The organism is Streptomyces sp. WM6372, from assembly GCF_001279655.1.
In the GTDB taxonomy this organism is placed as follows: Bacteria; Actinomycetota; Actinomycetes; order Streptomycetales; family Streptomycetaceae; genus Streptomyces.
In genome coordinates, this window is sequence record NZ_LGDB01000010.1 from 1 (window position 1) to 14992 (window position 14992).

The following is a 14992-nucleotide window of genomic DNA, read 5'->3' on the forward strand; positions in this document are numbered from 1 at the left end:
GAGCGCAGCGACATCGCGAAGCGACGCGACCGCAGGGAGCGCCCTTGACGGCCCGGACCGCACCGGAAGGACAGTGGACTGTCGGGAAACCCCCGGACTTTCTCCGGCGCCGCCTCGGCGGATCCTGCCGGCCCCGCGCCGCGATTCGGCTCAGGCCTCCGTCGCTGCCGCTGTCAGGGTCAGCTGGATCGCGCCGTCCGGGGTCGTGGTCACCCGGATCGACGTGAGGTCGGCGACGTGGGCCGTCGGGGCGTGGGCCGCGGCTCGGGGGCCTATGCCGATCACGCGCATGCCCGCCGCCCGGCCCGCGGCGATTCCTGCCGCCGAGTCCTCGAAGACGATGCAGTCGGCGGGGTCCACGCCCAGTTCGGCGGCGCCCATGAGGAAGCCCTCGGGGTCCGGCTTGCTGGCCTTGACGGACTCGGCCGTGACGCGTACCTCGGGCATGCGCAGGGCGGCGGCGGTCATCCGGGCCGTGGCCAGCGCGGCGTCGGCCGAGGTGACCAGGGCGTGCGGCAGCCCGTCGATCGCCGCCATGAACTCCGCGGCTCCGCCGACCGGGACCACGCCGTCGGTGTCGGCGGTCTCCCGGGCGAGCATCTCGGTGTTCTCGGCGTAATTGAGCTCCATCGGGCGCTCCGGCAGGAGGATGGCCATCGTGGCGTAGCCCTGCCGGCCGTGGACGACCTTGAGCGCTTCCTCCGGATCCAGCCCGTGGGACACGGCCCAGTCCCGCCAGCAGCGCTCCACCACCGCGTCCGAGTTGACGAGGGTGCCGTCCATGTCCAAGAGCAGGGCCTTGGTGGTGAGGACGACGGGGGCGGTGGTCTTCGTGCTGGTGGTGCTGGCCGACATCGGCGGTGCTCCAGACGGGGCGGGAAAGAGAACAAGCGGTTCCGCCCACCGGTCAGGGGTTGCGGGCGGAACCACTTTGTTCCTACACGATACAAAACCGAGGGCGGTCTGCGCCACTCCGCCCCGGACGCCCCCGTGAGCGGTCAGCCCGTGCCCTCCAGAGCCCGACGGGTCTCCGGGCCGTAGACGCCCCAGTCCTCGTCGATGTTGTTGCGCCACTGGAACTCCGAGACCGCGTTCTCCGTACGGTCGTCGAACCTGCCGTTGATCTTTCCCCGGTACAGCCCGCGCCCCGCAAGGAGCCGCTGCATCTTCTCCACCTCCGGGCCCGAATCCCCGTACCTCAGCGTCGGTGCCTTCGGGGGTGGCGGAGGTGAGCTCTGCGCGCGGCTCGTGCTCGCCGACGGGGTCGGGGACGGGGGCGCCGAGCTGCGGGAGGTGGTGGGCGAGGCGGAGGGCGATGCCGACTTGGAGGCGCTCGGCGACGCCGAAGCGGAGGCCGAGGCGGAGCGGGAGGGGCTGTGCGTGGCCGTCGGCTGCGTGGGACCGGCCGGAGCCACGCTCGCGGCGGGCGCCGACGGCTTGGCGTCCAGCAGGACGGTGTCGCTGTCGCCGGAGTGCGGGAGCATCCCGAGTGCCAGGGCCACGGTGCCCACGGCGACCACTGTGCCGGCGCCGGCCAGGATCGTCGGGAGCCGCCGTCGGCCGGGGCCGGACCGTCTTACGGGGCCCCCGCTCCCACCCCTCCCCCCGCCTCGGGCGCCGGCGGCCGGGTCGGCCGTCCGGAGCAGGACCGTCTCGGCGGGCCAGCCCGCCTGCGGCGGGGAGTCGGGCCAGGCCACGGGCATGCCGTACGCCGGGGTGTCGTCCTCCGGCGGCGTCTCCACGCCCCGGGCGTACCCGCCCGCGGGGCCGGCCACCACGCCCCGAACCGGCTGCGCGGGCGGCGGGCCCTCGGACTGACGCGGCTCGGGGAGCGTCACGTACGGACGGACGCGCAGTGGCTCGAAACCGCCCCCCGGCGCGCACCCGCAGTCGACGCCCACGGCGTCGCATTCTGGACAGCGCTCAACGCTCACTGGAATCCCTCCCTGGCCATTGCCTGCGATTATGCAGACCCTCCGAGGCCCGCCCAACCTGCCCGAGAGGCCATATCCGGCCACACCGCTCAGGATGGACATGTTGATCCGGCCCGAGGAGGAGCGGATGGCCCAGGACGTGACCAAGGACGCCGCGGAACCCGTTCCCGATCCGCAGCGGTCCGGCCCCACCGCCGAGCACGCCTCCCGCGAGGTCCTCGTCTCCATCGGCGCCCTGCTGCTCGGCCTGCTGATCGCCGCCCTCGACCAGACCATCGTCTCCACGGCGCTGCCGACGATCGTCAGCGAGCTGGGCGGGATGGCGCACCTGTCCTGGGTCGTCACCGCGTACATGCTGGCCGCCACCGCCGCCACGCCGCTGTGGGGCAAGCTCGGCGACCAGTACGGACGCAAGAAGCTGTTCCAGGGCGCCATCGTGCTGTTCCTCATCGGATCGGCACTGTGCGGGATCGCCCAGGACATGCCGCAGCTCATCGGGTTCCGCGCCCTGCAGGGCCTGGGCGGCGGCGGGCTGATCGTGCTGTCGATGGCGATCGTCGGCGACATCGTCCCGCCGCGCGAGCGCGGCAAGTACCAGGGCCTCTTCGGCGCCGTCTTCGGCGCGACCAGTGTCCTCGGGCCGCTGCTGGGCGGTCTGTTCGTCGACAACCTGTCCTGGCGCTGGGTCTTCTACATCAACCTGCCCATCGGCCTCGTCGCGCTCGTCGTCATCGCCGCCGTCCTGCACATCCCCGTGCGGCGGTTGAAGCACACCATCGACTACCTCGGCACGTTCCTCATCGCCTGCGTCGCCACCTGCCTCGTGCTCGTCGCCTCCCTTGGCGGCACCTGGGGCTGGGGCTCGGACCGGATCATCGGCCTGGCCGTCCTGGGCGCCGTACTGCTCGCCGTCTTCCTCTTCGTCGAGCGGCGGGCCGTCGAACCCGTCCTGCCGCTGGGACTGTTCAGGATCCGCACCTTCACCCTCTGCTCGGTGATCAGCTTCGTCGTCGGGTTCGCGATGTTCGGCGCGATGGTCTACCTGCCGACCTTCCTCCAGGTGGTCCAGGGCGTCTCGCCCACCATGTCCGGCGTCCACATGCTGCCGATGGTGCTCGGCATGCTGATCTCCTCCACCGCCTCCGGCCAGATCGTCAGCCGCACCGGACGGTGGAAGGTCTTCCCGATCGCGGGCACCGGCGTGACAGCGGTCGGGCTGCTCCTGCTGCACCAGTTGCAGCGCACCAGCGGCGCCTGGGAGATGAGCATCTACTTCTTCGTCTTCGGCACCGGACTGGGTCTGGTCATGCAGGTGCTGGTACTGGTCGTGCAGAACGCCGTCAGTTACGCCGACCTCGGCGTCGCCACCTCCGGAGCCACCTTCTTCCGCTCCATCGGCGCCTCCTTCGGCGTCGCGATCTTCGGCACGGTCTTCACCAACCGGCTCGACGGCAAGCTCGCCACCGCCTTCACCGGGCTTCCGGTGCCGCCCGGTACGGCCGCGCTGGTCGAGGCCGATCCACGGGCCATCGGACGGCTGCCCGCCGAGCTGCGGCCGCGCGTGCTCGACGCGTACGCCTCCTCCATCACCGACGTGTTCCTCTACGCCGTGCCCATCGTCCTCGTCGCCTTCGTCATCTCCTGGTTCCTCAAGGAGGACGTGCTCCGCGGCTCGGTCACCGCGCCCGACGTCACCGAGACCCTCGCCTCCAACCCCGTCCAGCGCTCCTCCCACGACGAGGTCGCCCGCGCGCTGACCGTCCTCGGCACCCGCGAGGGCCGCCGCCACGTCTACGAGAAGATCACCGAGAAGGCCGGCCTCGACCTGCTGCCCGCGGCGAGCTGGCTGCTGCTGCGGATCAAGAAGTACGACTCCGCCGAGCCCGGGATGCTCGCCGAACGGACCACCGTGCCGTTGAAGGTGATCACGGACGCCGCCCGCCAGCTCGAAGAGCGCGGACTGGCCGTACGGGACGGACTGCCGCTGGTCATGACCGAGCGCGGCCGGGAGTCCGCCGAGAAGCTGGCCGACGCCCGCGAGGACTCGCTCGCCGAACTGCTCGGCGACTGGTGGGGCCCGGACCGGCCGACCGATCTGGTCAAGCTGGTCAAGGAGATCAACGCGGAGCTCTGCGGATCCGACGCCGAGGAGCCCTATGACGCCGCGGCCCGACGCGATCACGCCGCGCCCTGAGAAATACGGGGGCCCGCGCCACGTATCTCTGCATTCTTGGCTGTGCCGAGAACGTTCGAGCTGGGGGGCGCAGGATGTGGTCAGTGGTGTCGTCGGGCGAGGTGCCCGCGGGGGAGCGGTTCGACTGGTACGCCGACGTCATCTCGCGTGAGGTGATGCCCGCCGCGCTGAGCAGCGAGCGGCCCACCGAGTTCCAAGGCGAGGCCGCCGTCATGGACTTGGGAGAACTCCGTGTGGCGAGGTTCGACCTCTCGCCGCTGCGCTCGCGGCGCACGGCCGCGATGATCCGGCGCAGCGACCCGGAGCAGTACCAGCTTGCACTGCTGCGGAAGGGTGCCACGTCGATGTCGCAGCACCGGAACGAGTGCACCATCGGCCCCGGGGACCTCATGCTCTGGGACACCTCGCGGCCCTCCGACAACGCGATGCTCGCCGGGGACGGCCAGGTGCGGGCGACGGTCCTGATGCTTCCGCGGGGGCTGATGCCCCTGCGCACCCAGCGTCTTGACCGGTTGCTCGCCCGCCGTATGCGGGGCGACAGCGGCGTGGCGGCGATCCTGGCGTCGTTCATGACGGCCCTTGAGGACCACGGTGCCGAAGCCGAGCCGGAGAGCCTGCGCCGGCTGGGCACGGTTGCCGTCGACCTCGCGGCGGCCTGCCTGGCCCAGCACCTGGACTCCGAGGACCGTCTTCCCTCCGAGGTCCGGTCGCAGGCCCTCTTGCAGCGGATCCATGCGTTCATCGAGCACAACCTCGGCGACCCGGAGCTGAACCCCGCCGCCATCGCCGCCCACCACCACATCTCGGTGCGCAGTCTCCACCAGCTCTTCCACGACGGGCACGAGAGCGTCCAGTCCCGGATCCGCCGGCGCCGACTGGAGCAGTGCCGCGCCGACCTCGGATGCCCCGCTCTCGTGGCTCGTCCCGTGCAGGCCATCGCCGCCCGGTGGGGTTTCAGCGGCCCGGTGGTCTTCAGCCGCTCCTTCCGCGAGGCGTACGGGCTCAGCCCCACCGAGTTCCGCGCGCTGAGCATCAAGGAGTTCTGCGCCGACCGTGCAGTGTGTCGATCAGCTCCTGCCTAAATTCGAATCCGTTCGATCAGTGCCCCCCTTACGTGAGGAACTGCATTGAGGATTCGTCCCGTCCTGGCCGTAGCGAGCGTGTTCCTGGCGGCGACCGTCGCCGGAGCACCCGCCGCGATGGCATCGGGCAACGCCGGTCAGTACTGGTCCGTCACCGAGCTGACCTTCGGGAAGTTCAACACCATGATCGGGCCCCAGAACGACGGCTCGGGCTACTGGTGGATGGAGGAGTCGTACGGCAAGGCCGGCGGCGGCACCATCACGGCGCAGTACGGCTTCAACTACCACGGCTACAGCTACAACAAGGGCTGGTTCACCCAGAGTGCCGGTGACAGCTCGTACGAGTCCTTCAACGGTCTCGGCTTCAACGACTGCTCGAACGTCGTCGGCTGGCTCAAGGTCCAGAACCAGGGCACCTTCTACAACGCCCCCGTGACCATCTGCTAGATCGCGCAGCCCCGTTCCGCACCGAATCAAGGAGACACATCATGCGCAAGCGCGCGTCTGTCATGGCCATGGCGGGATCTCTGGTGGCGCTGGGCCTCGCCCTCGCCCCCGCCGCGTCCGCCGGGAACGTGGACTACGGCATCTCGATGACCAAGCTCAGCAATGGCGAGCTGTGGACGTCGATCCGCCCCGACAACGTGCACGAGGGGTCGTGGTGGACGATGTCCGAGACGTACAAGAAGACCGGTGGCGGGACCATCACCGCCAAGCTGGGCTTCAACTACCACGGCTACAGCTACGACAAGGGCTGGTTCAGCCAGTCGGCGGGGACCGAGCACAGCGAGGGCTTCACCTGGCTGGGCTTCGACGACTGCAACGACATCGTCGGCTGGATGGCCGTTCAGGGCCAGGGGACCTTCTACAACGCCCCCGTCAGCATCTGCGACGGCTCCCGGTGATCGTCGGTCATTGACCGCACTTCCGCGGCCGGCTCCACACGAGTGGAGCCGGCCCGCTCCACCCCGCCCCCCTCCTCCCGAGGATTGCACTTCCGTGATCGAAGCAGCCCTTAGCGGCCACCTGTCACTCCTGCTCCTGTTCGCTGCCCTGGCACTGCTCGCGGGAGGTCCCGCGTGGTGGCTCGGGCGCAGGTACGCCGTGTCCCCGTCGGTGGCCGTCGCCGCCGCGACGGCCGGCGCACTGGTCCTGGCGGCGACCCTCTACCGGCTGCACCCCCAGGCACCCGCCTCCCGCGTGTGCACGGTGCAGCGTGACGTACTGGGCAGTCTCATCGCGCCGCAGGGCCTCCTCAACATCGCCCTTTTCCTTCCCCTGGCCTTCTTCACGACGCTGCTGACGCGGCGCCCGCTGCCCGTGTTCGCCGCTTCCGCGGTGCTGTCCGGAGCCATCGAGGTCACGCAGGCCTTGACTCCGGGCATGGGGCGCGCCTGTGACACGGGCGACTTCGCCGCCAACGCGCTCGGCGCGCTCGCGGGATGCGCCGCCGGGTACGCGTGGCGCCGGATGGCCTCCCGGCCCGCGGCAGCCGAGGCCCGGCCCCTTCGCCGGCGCGCGGACATCCGGCTGACCTCGTTCATCGGTGCCGCCGGGGCCGGTGTGCTCGCGGCCGTGGCGCTGCCCACCCTGCTGATCACGGTGTCCGACGTGAGCGACGGGCACCGGGCGGATCCCGCGCAGACGAACGCGGCCGCGGCCGCTGCCCGGGAGTTCTTCGGAGGCTCCGTCACGACCGACAACGTTCAGTACACGCCCGGATCCCACGGGCAACCCGGGCGGCTGGAGGTCGCGACCCGATCGGGGAGCCTCGTCGTCGACTGGCCGTCCCGCGAGGTGCGGTCCGGGAGACTCGCGGCCGTCGAGCCCGACCGGCCGGACGCCCCGCCGATCGCCGACGCGGTGGTCCGCGAGGCGGCCTCCGCATTCGCCAAGACGCACTTCCCCTGGGCCCCGCCGGCCGACACGACCCAGGTCACGGCGGCCGGCGGGCCGGACAGCCAGGCCAAGCTGGTGTCCTGGCGCTCGCGCGTCGACGGCGTCCTCATGCCCATGCGCCTCGATGTGATCGTGGGGGGCGACCAGAAGATCCTGGCGTTCTCCGCAACCAACATCGCGGCACCGCAGCTGCCGAAGCCCGTCATCACCAAGGAAGAGGCGCAGAACAAGGCCGAGGCGGCCCACCCCGGAGCCGAGGTGACCAGCAGCGAACTGATCGCCAAGCAGGACGCGCAGGGGGCCTGGCGCGTGTGCTGGATCACCTCGCTCAAGAGCGCGGAGCCGGCCGGCGGGCCGTCGGCTCCGGCACCCGGGGCGACTGCCCGGCCGAAGGCGGGCATGCGGGTCGTCACCCTCGATGCCGTGACCGGCTTGCCCTTCAAGGGTCAGGACCTCGCACCCGCCTCCGGCTGAGGCCGCCGGTCGGCCCCGGACATTCGGCGGCCGGGTCAGGCCGGTCCGGGCCGGTCCGGGCCGGGTCGGGCCGGGTCGGCGCAGCCCTCGGGGCAGCTCAGGCCAGGGGCTTTTCGAACCAGTGTTCCGCGTACTGGCCCGCGTTGTACGCCGGTATCTCCGCGTAGCCCTGGCGCGCGTACAGGGCTCGGGCCTCCACCAGGTCGGAGCGGGTGTCGAGGCGGATCCGCTCGGCGCCCAGTGCGCGGGCCGCCGCCTCAAGGGCCGTGAGCAGTGCCGCCCCGCCGCCGGTGCCGCGGGCGCGCGGGTCCACGTACACCCTCGTGAGCTCGGCGGTGACGGGTTCGAGGAGCCGTACGCCGCCGCAGGCCCGGGGCGTGCCGTCCAGCCGGCCGACCACGAAATGGCCCGTCGGCGGGACGAGGCCGTCGGCCGGGTCGTCCCGTAGGCCCTCGTCGATCTCGGCCTCGGTGACGGACCGTTTCCAGTACCGGCCCGCCACCTCCGCGTAGTACGCGCGGCGCAGCGCGGTGGCGTCCGGCGTGGCGAAGTGTTCGGCGGTGACCGTCCAGTTGCCGGCCGTGGCGGTGGCGGATCCGGTGCTCGTGCTGTTGATGTCCATGGCGCCATTGTGGAGTCCGTGCGCATCCCGTCGCGTGGAATATCCACAGGCGCGGGCCGATGATAGGAAAAGACGCATATCCCCCAGACGGAGGGCGGGAAACGCCATGTCCGAGCACCCTGACGCTGCCCTGATCCGCCGCGGTTACGAGGCCTTCGGCAAGGGCGACTTGGAGACGCTGGGCACGCTGATGACGGCCGACGTCATCCACCACGTGCCCGGCAGCAACCCCCTCTCGGGGCACCACAAGGGCCGCGAGGCCGTCCTCGACCTCTACCGGCGGTTCGGCACGGAGACGAACGGCACCCTCCAGGTCGATCTGCACACGGTGCTGGTCGACGGGCGCGGCCACGTCATGGCCTTCCACACGGCGCGCGGTGACCGCGGCGACCACGGGATCGAGATCCAGGAAGGCCTCTTCTTCACGATCGTCGGCGGGAAGATCAGCGACATCGACCAGTGCACGCAGGACATCGACGAGGAGGACCGTTTCTGGGGCTGATCAGGCAGTCCGGATCCGCCGGCCTTCCCGGCCGCCCCTGCCTCCCCGCCCTCCTCGTCCCGCCCTGCCCTGCCCTGCCTTGCCCCGCGCCGCCCCGCCCCGCTCAGCCCTGCGGCTTCGGCGCCGCCTGCTGCACGACCTCGAACGACCACACCGCCGACGCCGAGGACGCCGGCTTCGGGCGCTCGCCCGAGCCCCCGCCCTGGTGCGCCGCCTTCATGGGCCCCTCCATCCACGCCTGGAAGTCCTCCTCCGACCGCCACCGCGTGTACACCAGGTACTGGTCGGTGCCCTCAACGGGACGCAGCAGCTCAAACCACTCGAACCCGTCCGAACCCTCCACGGAACCCGCCCGCGAGGCGAACCGCTGCTCCAGGACTTCCCGCTGCTCGGCGGGCACGGTCAGTGCGTTGATCTTCACGATGCTCATGCTCGCCATCCTAGGGATCCCGTGGGGGATATCGTCGTCCCAGGTAATGAAGTGGTGCACGAAACGCGGCAGCCAGGCGAAGTCAAGGTTGCGGTCAACAGGGCGGGAGGCCGGCGAGGCGTGGCTAACGCGGCAGAGCACAGTGGTGCGAACGGACATGCCGGGGTCATAGGCGGTGGCGGCAGGCTGGGGGCGGCACGGTTCCTCCTGTGGGCGCTGGCCGGTGTCCTCGCCGTCAGACAGGCCGCCGCGGTGTTGCGCGTGCCACCGGGCGAGTGGCTCGGTGAGTTCCGGCTCCCCAGCGGCTTCCCCGGGTCCCTGTACGACGGCGGCCAGTTCACCGGGACCCCCTTCGCCGGGCTGGTCCTGAAGCCGTTCCTCCGTCTCGCGGCGCCCTCTCTGGAGGTGGCCTGGACCTGCGTGACGCTGTTGCTCGTCGCCGCCGTCGGGCTGGTCGCCGCGCGCGGCCTGCCCGACCCCGTGCCACGGCGCACCGCGCTGCTCGCCGCGCCCGTACTGGTCGGCCTGATGATGGTGTCGCTGCCGGTCCGCGAGGCCGCCTCGCCGGGCCAGACCGCCGTCCTGCCCGTGCTGCTGGTGCTGCTGGCCGTGTTCCGGGTGCCCGGCGAGCGCCCGGCCGGTTTCCTCGTCGGCCTCGCCGCCGCGCTCCAGCCGGCCCTGCTGCTCTTCGCGCCGCTGCTGTGGCTCACCGGCCGCCGCCCCACCGCCAAGGCCGCCGGCGTGACCTTCGCCGCGGCCACCGCCCTGTCCTGGGCGGCCCTGCCGCGCGACTCCTGGACGTACTGGGTCCACCACCTCGCCGGCACCGGCCTCGGCGGCGCCCCCGACGGCCTCGCCAACCAGTCCGTGCACGGCGCACTGCTGCGCCTCGGCCTGAGCGGCCCCGTCGAGATCCTGCTGTACGTGGCCCTCGCGGCCGGGATCGGCTGGGTCGGCCTGCGCCGCGCCGCCCGTTACGCCCTCGACGGCCAGCTGCTGCTCGCCGTCGCCGTCACCGGCTGCGTGGCCGTCGCCGTGGCGCCGACCGGCTGGCGCCACCAGCTGCTGTGGGTGCTGCTCGCGGTGGCCGGCAAGGTCGGCGAGCGGGCGGCGGACCGGCCCGTGTGGCCGGTGGCCGTGGTGCTCGCCATGACCCTGCCCGCCGACGTGCTGCTGCCCAACCTGGCCGCGCTGGCCCCCGTACGGGACAACGTGCTGCTGCTCGCCGCGCTGGCGGCCGCCTGCGCGGTGCCGTTCCTGCCGCGCTCCTCGCCGTACTGGCGCGAGCCCGTCCCGACGGCGTACGGCCGCCCGGCCGCCGCCCGGTGGTCGCGGGTGCCGCTGCTGCCGTTCTGGCGGCGCGTGCTCTCGCGCCCCAACCTGTTGCTGGAGCTGCTCCTGATACGGGTGGGGTACTCCCTCTACTCGCACATCCGGGCCGCCGCGCCCAGCAGCCGCAGCCTCGCCGAGGGGCACGGGAGCCAGATCCACGCCGTCGAGCAGGCGCTGGGCATCGACATCGAGCGCGCCGTCAACCACGCCGTGGTGCACACGCCCTGGCTCGAGAAGTTCTTCAACTTCTACTACACGTCGTTCCACTTCGTGGTGCCGCTGACGATCCTGGCGGTCCTGTACTGGCGCAGGCCGGGTGACTACCGCTGGGCCCGCGCCTCCCTGGGCCTGGCCACCGTCCTCGCCCTCATCGGCTTCTGGCTGTACCCGCTGGCGCCGCCGCGGCTCATGCCCGGCCTCGGCTTCATCGACACCGTGCACGGACCGCAGGACCTGGCCCATCCGCAGTACGGGGCGATGACCGCGATCTCCAACCAGTACGCGGCGATGCCCTCACTGCACTTCGGCTGGTCGCTGTGGTGCGGGATCGTCATCATCACGCTCGCGCCGAAGGGCTGGCAGAAGCTCCTCGGGGCGCTGCACCCGCTGATCACGGTGTGCGCGATCGTCGCCACAGCCAACCACTGGGTGCTCGACGCGGTCGGCGGCGCGGTCGTCGTGACCGCCGGGTTCGGGCTGGTCTACGTCCTGTCGGGGCCGCGCGGCGCCGTCCTGCCGGCCGGGCTGAGCGTGCCGCGCCCGCGCGAGCCGGAGCGGGTGCGCGCCGCGTCGCGTACGCGAGCGTAGGAGCGGGCGCACGGGCGCACGGGCGCACGGGCGCACGGACGACGAAGGGGTGCCGGGAGGGTCTCGTACCCGTCCCGGCACCCCTTCGGTGGATCGCCGCGTCCTGTCAGGATCCGCCGGGTGCGGCCGCCGCGCCACTCGGGCGCGATCAGCGCGTGCCGGCGGTACGGATCAGGGCGTGCGGGTCGTACGGATCAGGGCGTCCCCGTCGTACAGGTCAGGGCGTGCCCGTCGTACGGGTCAGCCCGTGCCCGTCGTACGGATCAGCCCGTGCCCGTCGTACGGATCAGGCGCCCGGGCCAGGGGCCTCGGCCAGTCCCGCCACGACGAGGGCGACAGCCGCCTCCGCGGTGTCGGCCTCGCCGATCACGCGCTTCTGGGTCGGGCTCAGGACACGGAACCGGCCGCCCGGCAGCGGCTCGACCGCCGGCGCCGCCACCTCGAAGGGGTGGCTGGTGCGGGCGCTGAACCACAGGGTGAAGTGGCTGGTGAACGGGTAGAGCCGGCGCAGGGACGGTTCTGCTGAAGCGGCGTCGATCAGCGCGAGCACGCCCCGGCTCAGGACCGGGGAACCGCCCCGTTCGTGCATCAGCCGCCATGTCGTCGGCAGGCGCTGCCAGCGCGCTTCCACGCAGTCGGCAGGCCCGCTTGCCTGAAGGTTCATCCGCGCAGTCTGACGGCAGGCCGCTCCCGGGACAATGCCCCGGACGTGAACGGGCACCAATGGAATGCGGCGGAGCCCGGCGAACCACGGACGGCAGGGGCCGGGGCGTGGGAGGAGCGGCCCCTGCCGTCGCGGACCACGGGCCTGCCGTCAACCGTGGCTGACCCGGAGCTCCTTGATGCCGTTGAGCCAGGCCGCCCGCAGCCGCCGCGGCTCCTGCCCGGCCAGCCGCAGGTCGGGCAGTGAGTCGGCCAGTGCGTTGAAGATCAGGTCGATCTCCATGATGGCCAGGGACTTGCCGAGGCAGAAGTGCGGGCCGCCGCCGCCGAACCCCAGGTGCGGGTTCGGGTCGCGGGTGATGTCGAAGCGGTCGGGGTCGGTGAACACCTCGGGGTCGTGGTTGGCGGAGGAGTAGAACAGCCCCACCCGGTCGCCCGCCTTGATCTTCTGCCCGCCCAGCTCGGTGTCCCGGGTGGCGGTGCGCTGGAAGGACACCACCGGGGTGGCCCAGCGGACGATCTCCTCGGCGGCCGTCGCCGGCCGGGTCGCCTTGTACAGCTCCCACTGCTCGGGGTGGGTCAGGAAGGCGTGCATGCCGTGGCTGATGGCGTTGCGCGTGGTCTCGTTGCCCGCGACCGCGAGCAGCAGCACGAAGAAGCCGAACTCGTCGGAGCCCAGGTTGCCCTGGCCCTCGGCGGCCACCAGCTGCGTGACGATGTCCTTGGCCGGGCACTCCTTGCGGGCGGCGGACAGGTTCATGGCGTAGCCGATGAGCTCCATCGCCGCGTTGGACCCGACTTCCTCCGTGATCGCGTACTCGGGGTCGTCGTACGCGATCATCTTGTTCGACCAGTCGAAGATGCGCAGCCGGTCCTCCTGCGGTACGCCGATCAGTTCGGCGATGGCCTGGAGCGGGAGCTCGCACGCGACCTGCGTGACGAAGTCGAAGCTGCCGTCGGCCGAGGCGGCCAGCGCCTCCGCGACGATCTTCCGGGCCCGGTCGCGCAGGGCCTCCTCCAGGCCGCGGATGGCCCGCGGGGTGAAACCGCGCTGGACGATCTGGCGTACGCGGGTGTGTTCCGGCGGGTCCATGTTCAGCATGATCAGGCGCTGGGCATCTATCTGCTCGCGCTGGATGTGCTCGTTGAAGCGGATGATCGCCGTATTGGTGGTCGAGGAGAACAGCTCGGGGTGCGTGGATACGTACTTGACGTCCGCGTGCCGGGTCACGGCCCAGTAGCCCTCGTCGTCGAAGCCGGTGATGCCGCGCTGCTGGGGGCACCACCACACGGGTGCGGTCTGCCGCAGCTGTGCGAACTCGGGGAAGGGGACCCGGTCCTGGAGGAGGTCGGGGTCGGTGGCGTCGAAGCCTTCGGGCAGCGCGGGACACGACATCGGGCGACTCCAAAGTCTGACGGCCCATCAGAAGTTGGCTTGAAGGTAGTAACGAGTTCTAGAAGTGACAAGGGTCCTCGCGCCAACTGTTGCGTGTGGAATCCGTGGAAGGCGCGTGCAAGACCCTTGCGTGCCGGGGTTACAGGTCATAAGACTGCGGGGAGAACTAGAACGCGTACTAGTTCGGGCGGGGCGCCGGGACGGCCCGCCGCGCCGGCACAGTGCAGGAGAGGACGAGCTCATGGCCGCGGAACCCGTCATCGTCGAAGCCGTACGCACCCCCATCGGCAAGCGCGGGGGCGCGCTCGCCAACCTCCATCCCGCCTACCTGCTCGGTGAGACGTACCGCGAACTCCTCGCCCGGACCGGAATCCAGCCCGACTGCGTCGAGCAGATCGTCGGCGGCACCGTCACCCACGCCGGCGAGCAGTCCATGAACCCGGCGCGCAACGCCTGGCTCGCCATGGGCCTGCCGTACGAGACCGCCGCGACGACCGTGGACTGCCAGTGCGGCAGCTCCCAGCAGGCCAACCACATGGTCGCCAACATGATCTCCGGCGGGGTCATGGACATCGGCATCGCCTGCGGCGTCGAGGCGATGAGCCGGGTGCCGCTGGGCTCGGGCTCCAAGCACGGGCCGGGCAAGCCCTTCCCGGACGAGTGGAACGTCGACCTCCCCAACCAGTTCGAGGCCGCCGAGCGGATCGCCCGCCACCGGGGCCTGACCCGCGAGGACGTCGACCGGCTCGGGCTGCTCTCCCAGGAGCGGGCCGCCGCGGCGTGGGCCGAGGAGCGGTTCAAGCGGGAGACCTTCGCCGTCCAGGTCCCGACGACGGAGGAGGAGCAGGGCGCCGGGCAGGGCATGTGGCGGCTGGTCGACCGCGACGAGGGCCTGCGCGACACCAGCATGGAGGCGCTGGCCCGGCTCAAGCCGGTCATGCCGACCGCCGTGCACACCGCCGGGAACTCCTCGCAGATATCGGACGGGGCCGCCGCCGTGATGTGGGCCTCGCGCAAGATGGCCCGCGCGCTCAAGCTCAGGCCGCGCGCCCGGATCGTCGCCCAGACGCTCGTCGGCGCCGACCCGCACTACCACCTGGACGGGCCGATCGACGCGACGCGGGCCGTGCTCGGCAAGGCCGGGATGTCCCTCAAGGACATCGACCTGGTCGAGATCAACGAGGCGTTCGCCTCCGTCGTCCTCAGCTGGGCCCAGGTCTTCGAACAGGACCTGGAGAAGGTCAACGTCAACGGCGGGGGCATCGCGCTCGGCCACCCCGTCGGCGCGACCGGCGCCCGGCTGATCACCACCGCGCTGCACGAGCTGGAGCGCCGCGACAAGGAATTCGCGCTGATCACCATGTGCGCGGGCGGCGCCCTGGCGACCGGGACGATCATCCAGCGGCTGTAGGCGGCGCCGGGCGCCCCCTCTGGCGGCGCCTGCCGCACGGACCCTGTGGGATGGGAAACAGAAGGCCCCGGTGGCCGGACCTGGGGAGGTCCGGCCGCCGGGGCCTTCGCACTGCTCGCGCCGTCTGCTCGCGCCGTCAGGCGGTCACTGGTGGCTTAGTACCAGTGGTGGGTCTGCCAGAAGTTCCAGGCGCCGACGGGGCTGCCGTAGCGGGAGTTCATGTAGTCCAGGCCCCACTTGATCTGG

The 14992-nt window shown here is 71.6% G+C and carries 14 protein-coding genes and 1 pseudogene; 8 read left to right on the forward strand and 7 right to left on the reverse strand.

The genetic code is table 11. The features are described 5' to 3' along the window. Window positions 1–150: 150 nt before the first annotated feature. Window positions 151–855 (reverse strand): HAD-IA family hydrolase, encoded by a 705-nt coding sequence (locus tag ADK52_RS02395; RefSeq protein ID WP_053688101.1) that lies wholly within the window; start codon window positions 853–855, stop codon window positions 151–153. Between the two features lie 143 nt (window positions 856–998). Continuing rightward, on the reverse strand, window positions 999–1511 hold the full coding sequence (locus tag ADK52_RS42100) for a peptidoglycan-binding domain-containing protein (RefSeq protein WP_159045826.1): 513 nt from the start codon (window positions 1509–1511) through the stop codon (window positions 999–1001). A gap of 550 nt (window positions 1512–2061) precedes the next feature. Between ADK52_RS42100 and ADK52_RS02405 the strand changes: the two genes are divergently transcribed. From ADK52_RS02405 to ADK52_RS02425, 5 genes are all read left to right on the forward strand, one after another. After that, complete coding sequence (locus ADK52_RS02405) at window positions 2062–4128, forward strand: MDR family MFS transporter (RefSeq protein ID WP_053688111.1); 2067 nt, start codon at window positions 2062–2064, stop codon at window positions 4126–4128. Window positions 4129–4202: 74 nt separating this feature from the next. Then, a complete protein-coding gene (locus ADK52_RS02410; RefSeq protein WP_053688103.1) occupies window positions 4203–5210 on the forward strand; it encodes a helix-turn-helix domain-containing protein in 1008 nt (335 codons plus the stop codon). Window positions 5211–5255: 45 nt separating this feature from the next. Beyond that, window positions 5256–5657: a hypothetical protein gene (locus tag ADK52_RS02415; RefSeq protein WP_159045827.1), complete on the forward strand. Its 402-nt coding sequence runs from the start codon at window positions 5256–5258 to the stop codon at window positions 5655–5657. Between the two features lie 41 nt (window positions 5658–5698). Further along, entirely contained in the window at window positions 5699–6115 is a 417-nt protein-coding gene (locus tag ADK52_RS42105; RefSeq protein WP_159045828.1) for a hypothetical protein, read from the forward strand. Window positions 6116–6209: 94 nt separating this feature from the next. Next, on the forward strand, window positions 6210–7583 hold the full coding sequence (locus ADK52_RS02425; protein ID WP_053688106.1) for a VanZ family protein: 1374 nt from the start codon (window positions 6210–6212) through the stop codon (window positions 7581–7583). A gap of 97 nt (window positions 7584–7680) precedes the next feature. Here ADK52_RS02425 and ADK52_RS02430 read toward each other — a convergent pair whose 3' ends face one another. Continuing rightward, on the reverse strand, window positions 7681–8205 hold the full coding sequence (locus ADK52_RS02430; protein WP_053688107.1) for a GNAT family N-acetyltransferase: 525 nt from the start codon (window positions 8203–8205) through the stop codon (window positions 7681–7683). 106 nt (window positions 8206–8311) lie between these two features. On the opposite strand from ADK52_RS02430, the gene ADK52_RS02435 reads away from it, so the two are divergent. Further along, window positions 8312–8707: a nuclear transport factor 2 family protein gene (locus tag ADK52_RS02435; RefSeq protein ID WP_053688108.1), complete on the forward strand. Its 396-nt coding sequence runs from the start codon at window positions 8312–8314 to the stop codon at window positions 8705–8707. Window positions 8708–8810: 103 nt separating this feature from the next. Here the strand turns inward: ADK52_RS02435 and ADK52_RS02440 are convergent, their stop codons facing one another. Further along, on the reverse strand, window positions 8811–9137 hold the full coding sequence (locus ADK52_RS02440; RefSeq protein ID WP_053688112.1) for an antibiotic biosynthesis monooxygenase family protein: 327 nt from the start codon (window positions 9135–9137) through the stop codon (window positions 8811–8813). Window positions 9138–9257: 120 nt separating this feature from the next. On the opposite strand from ADK52_RS02440, the gene ADK52_RS02445 reads away from it, so the two are divergent. Then, complete coding sequence (locus ADK52_RS02445) at window positions 9258–11276, forward strand: bifunctional glycosyltransferase 87/phosphatase PAP2 family protein (RefSeq protein WP_078987841.1); 2019 nt, start codon at window positions 9258–9260, stop codon at window positions 11274–11276. Between the two features lie 286 nt (window positions 11277–11562). Here the strand turns inward: ADK52_RS02445 and ADK52_RS02450 are convergent, their stop codons facing one another. Beyond that, the gene (locus tag ADK52_RS02450; RefSeq protein WP_147420057.1) at window positions 11563–11940 is read right to left on the reverse strand and encodes a DUF6193 family natural product biosynthesis protein; all 378 of its coding nucleotides are present in this window, start codon (window positions 11938–11940) and stop codon (window positions 11563–11565) included. 150 nt (window positions 11941–12090) lie between these two features. Next, window positions 12091–13335 (reverse strand): cytochrome P450, encoded by a 1245-nt coding sequence (locus ADK52_RS02455; RefSeq protein ID WP_053688110.1) that lies wholly within the window; start codon window positions 13333–13335, stop codon window positions 12091–12093. A 241-nt stretch (window positions 13336–13576) separates the two neighbouring features. Here ADK52_RS02455 and ADK52_RS02460 point away from each other — a divergent pair, with 241 nt between their 5' ends. After that, a complete protein-coding gene (locus ADK52_RS02460) occupies window positions 13577–14746 on the forward strand; it encodes a steroid 3-ketoacyl-CoA thiolase (protein WP_030163191.1) in 1170 nt (389 codons plus the stop codon). Window positions 14747–14901: 155 nt separating this feature from the next. Here the strand turns inward: ADK52_RS02460 and ADK52_RS42110 are convergent. Continuing rightward, window positions 14902–14992, reverse strand: a pseudogene (locus tag ADK52_RS42110) (lytic transglycosylase domain-containing protein); the annotation flags it as partial.

Bases quoted from the DNA above. Each gene is read 5' to 3' on its own strand.
- ADK52_RS02395 (WP_053688101.1), bottom strand. From the start codon at position 855: ATGTCGGCCAGCACCACCAGCACGAAGACCACCGCCCCCGTCGTCCTC.
- ADK52_RS02405 (WP_053688111.1), top strand. From the start codon at position 2,062: ATGGCCCAGGACGTGACCAAGGACGCCGCGGAACCCGTTCCCGATCCG.
- ADK52_RS02410 (WP_053688103.1), top strand. From the start codon at position 4,203: ATGTGGTCAGTGGTGTCGTCGGGCGAGGTGCCCGCGGGGGAGCGGTTC.
- ADK52_RS42105 (WP_159045828.1), top strand. From the start codon at position 5,699: ATGCGCAAGCGCGCGTCTGTCATGGCCATGGCGGGATCTCTGGTGGCG.
- ADK52_RS02430 (WP_053688107.1), bottom strand. From the start codon at position 8,205: ATGGACATCAACAGCACGAGCACCGGATCCGCCACCGCCACGGCCGGC.
- ADK52_RS02435 (WP_053688108.1), top strand. From the start codon at position 8,312: ATGTCCGAGCACCCTGACGCTGCCCTGATCCGCCGCGGTTACGAGGCC.
- ADK52_RS02440 (WP_053688112.1), bottom strand. From the start codon at position 9,137: ATGAGCATCGTGAAGATCAACGCACTGACCGTGCCCGCCGAGCAGCGG.
- ADK52_RS02450 (WP_147420057.1), bottom strand. From the start codon at position 11,940: ATGAACCTTCAGGCAAGCGGGCCTGCCGACTGCGTGGAAGCGCGCTGG.
- ADK52_RS02455 (WP_053688110.1), bottom strand. From the start codon at position 13,335: ATGTCGTGTCCCGCGCTGCCCGAAGGCTTCGACGCCACCGACCCCGAC.
- ADK52_RS02460 (WP_030163191.1), top strand. From the start codon at position 13,577: ATGGCCGCGGAACCCGTCATCGTCGAAGCCGTACGCACCCCCATCGGC.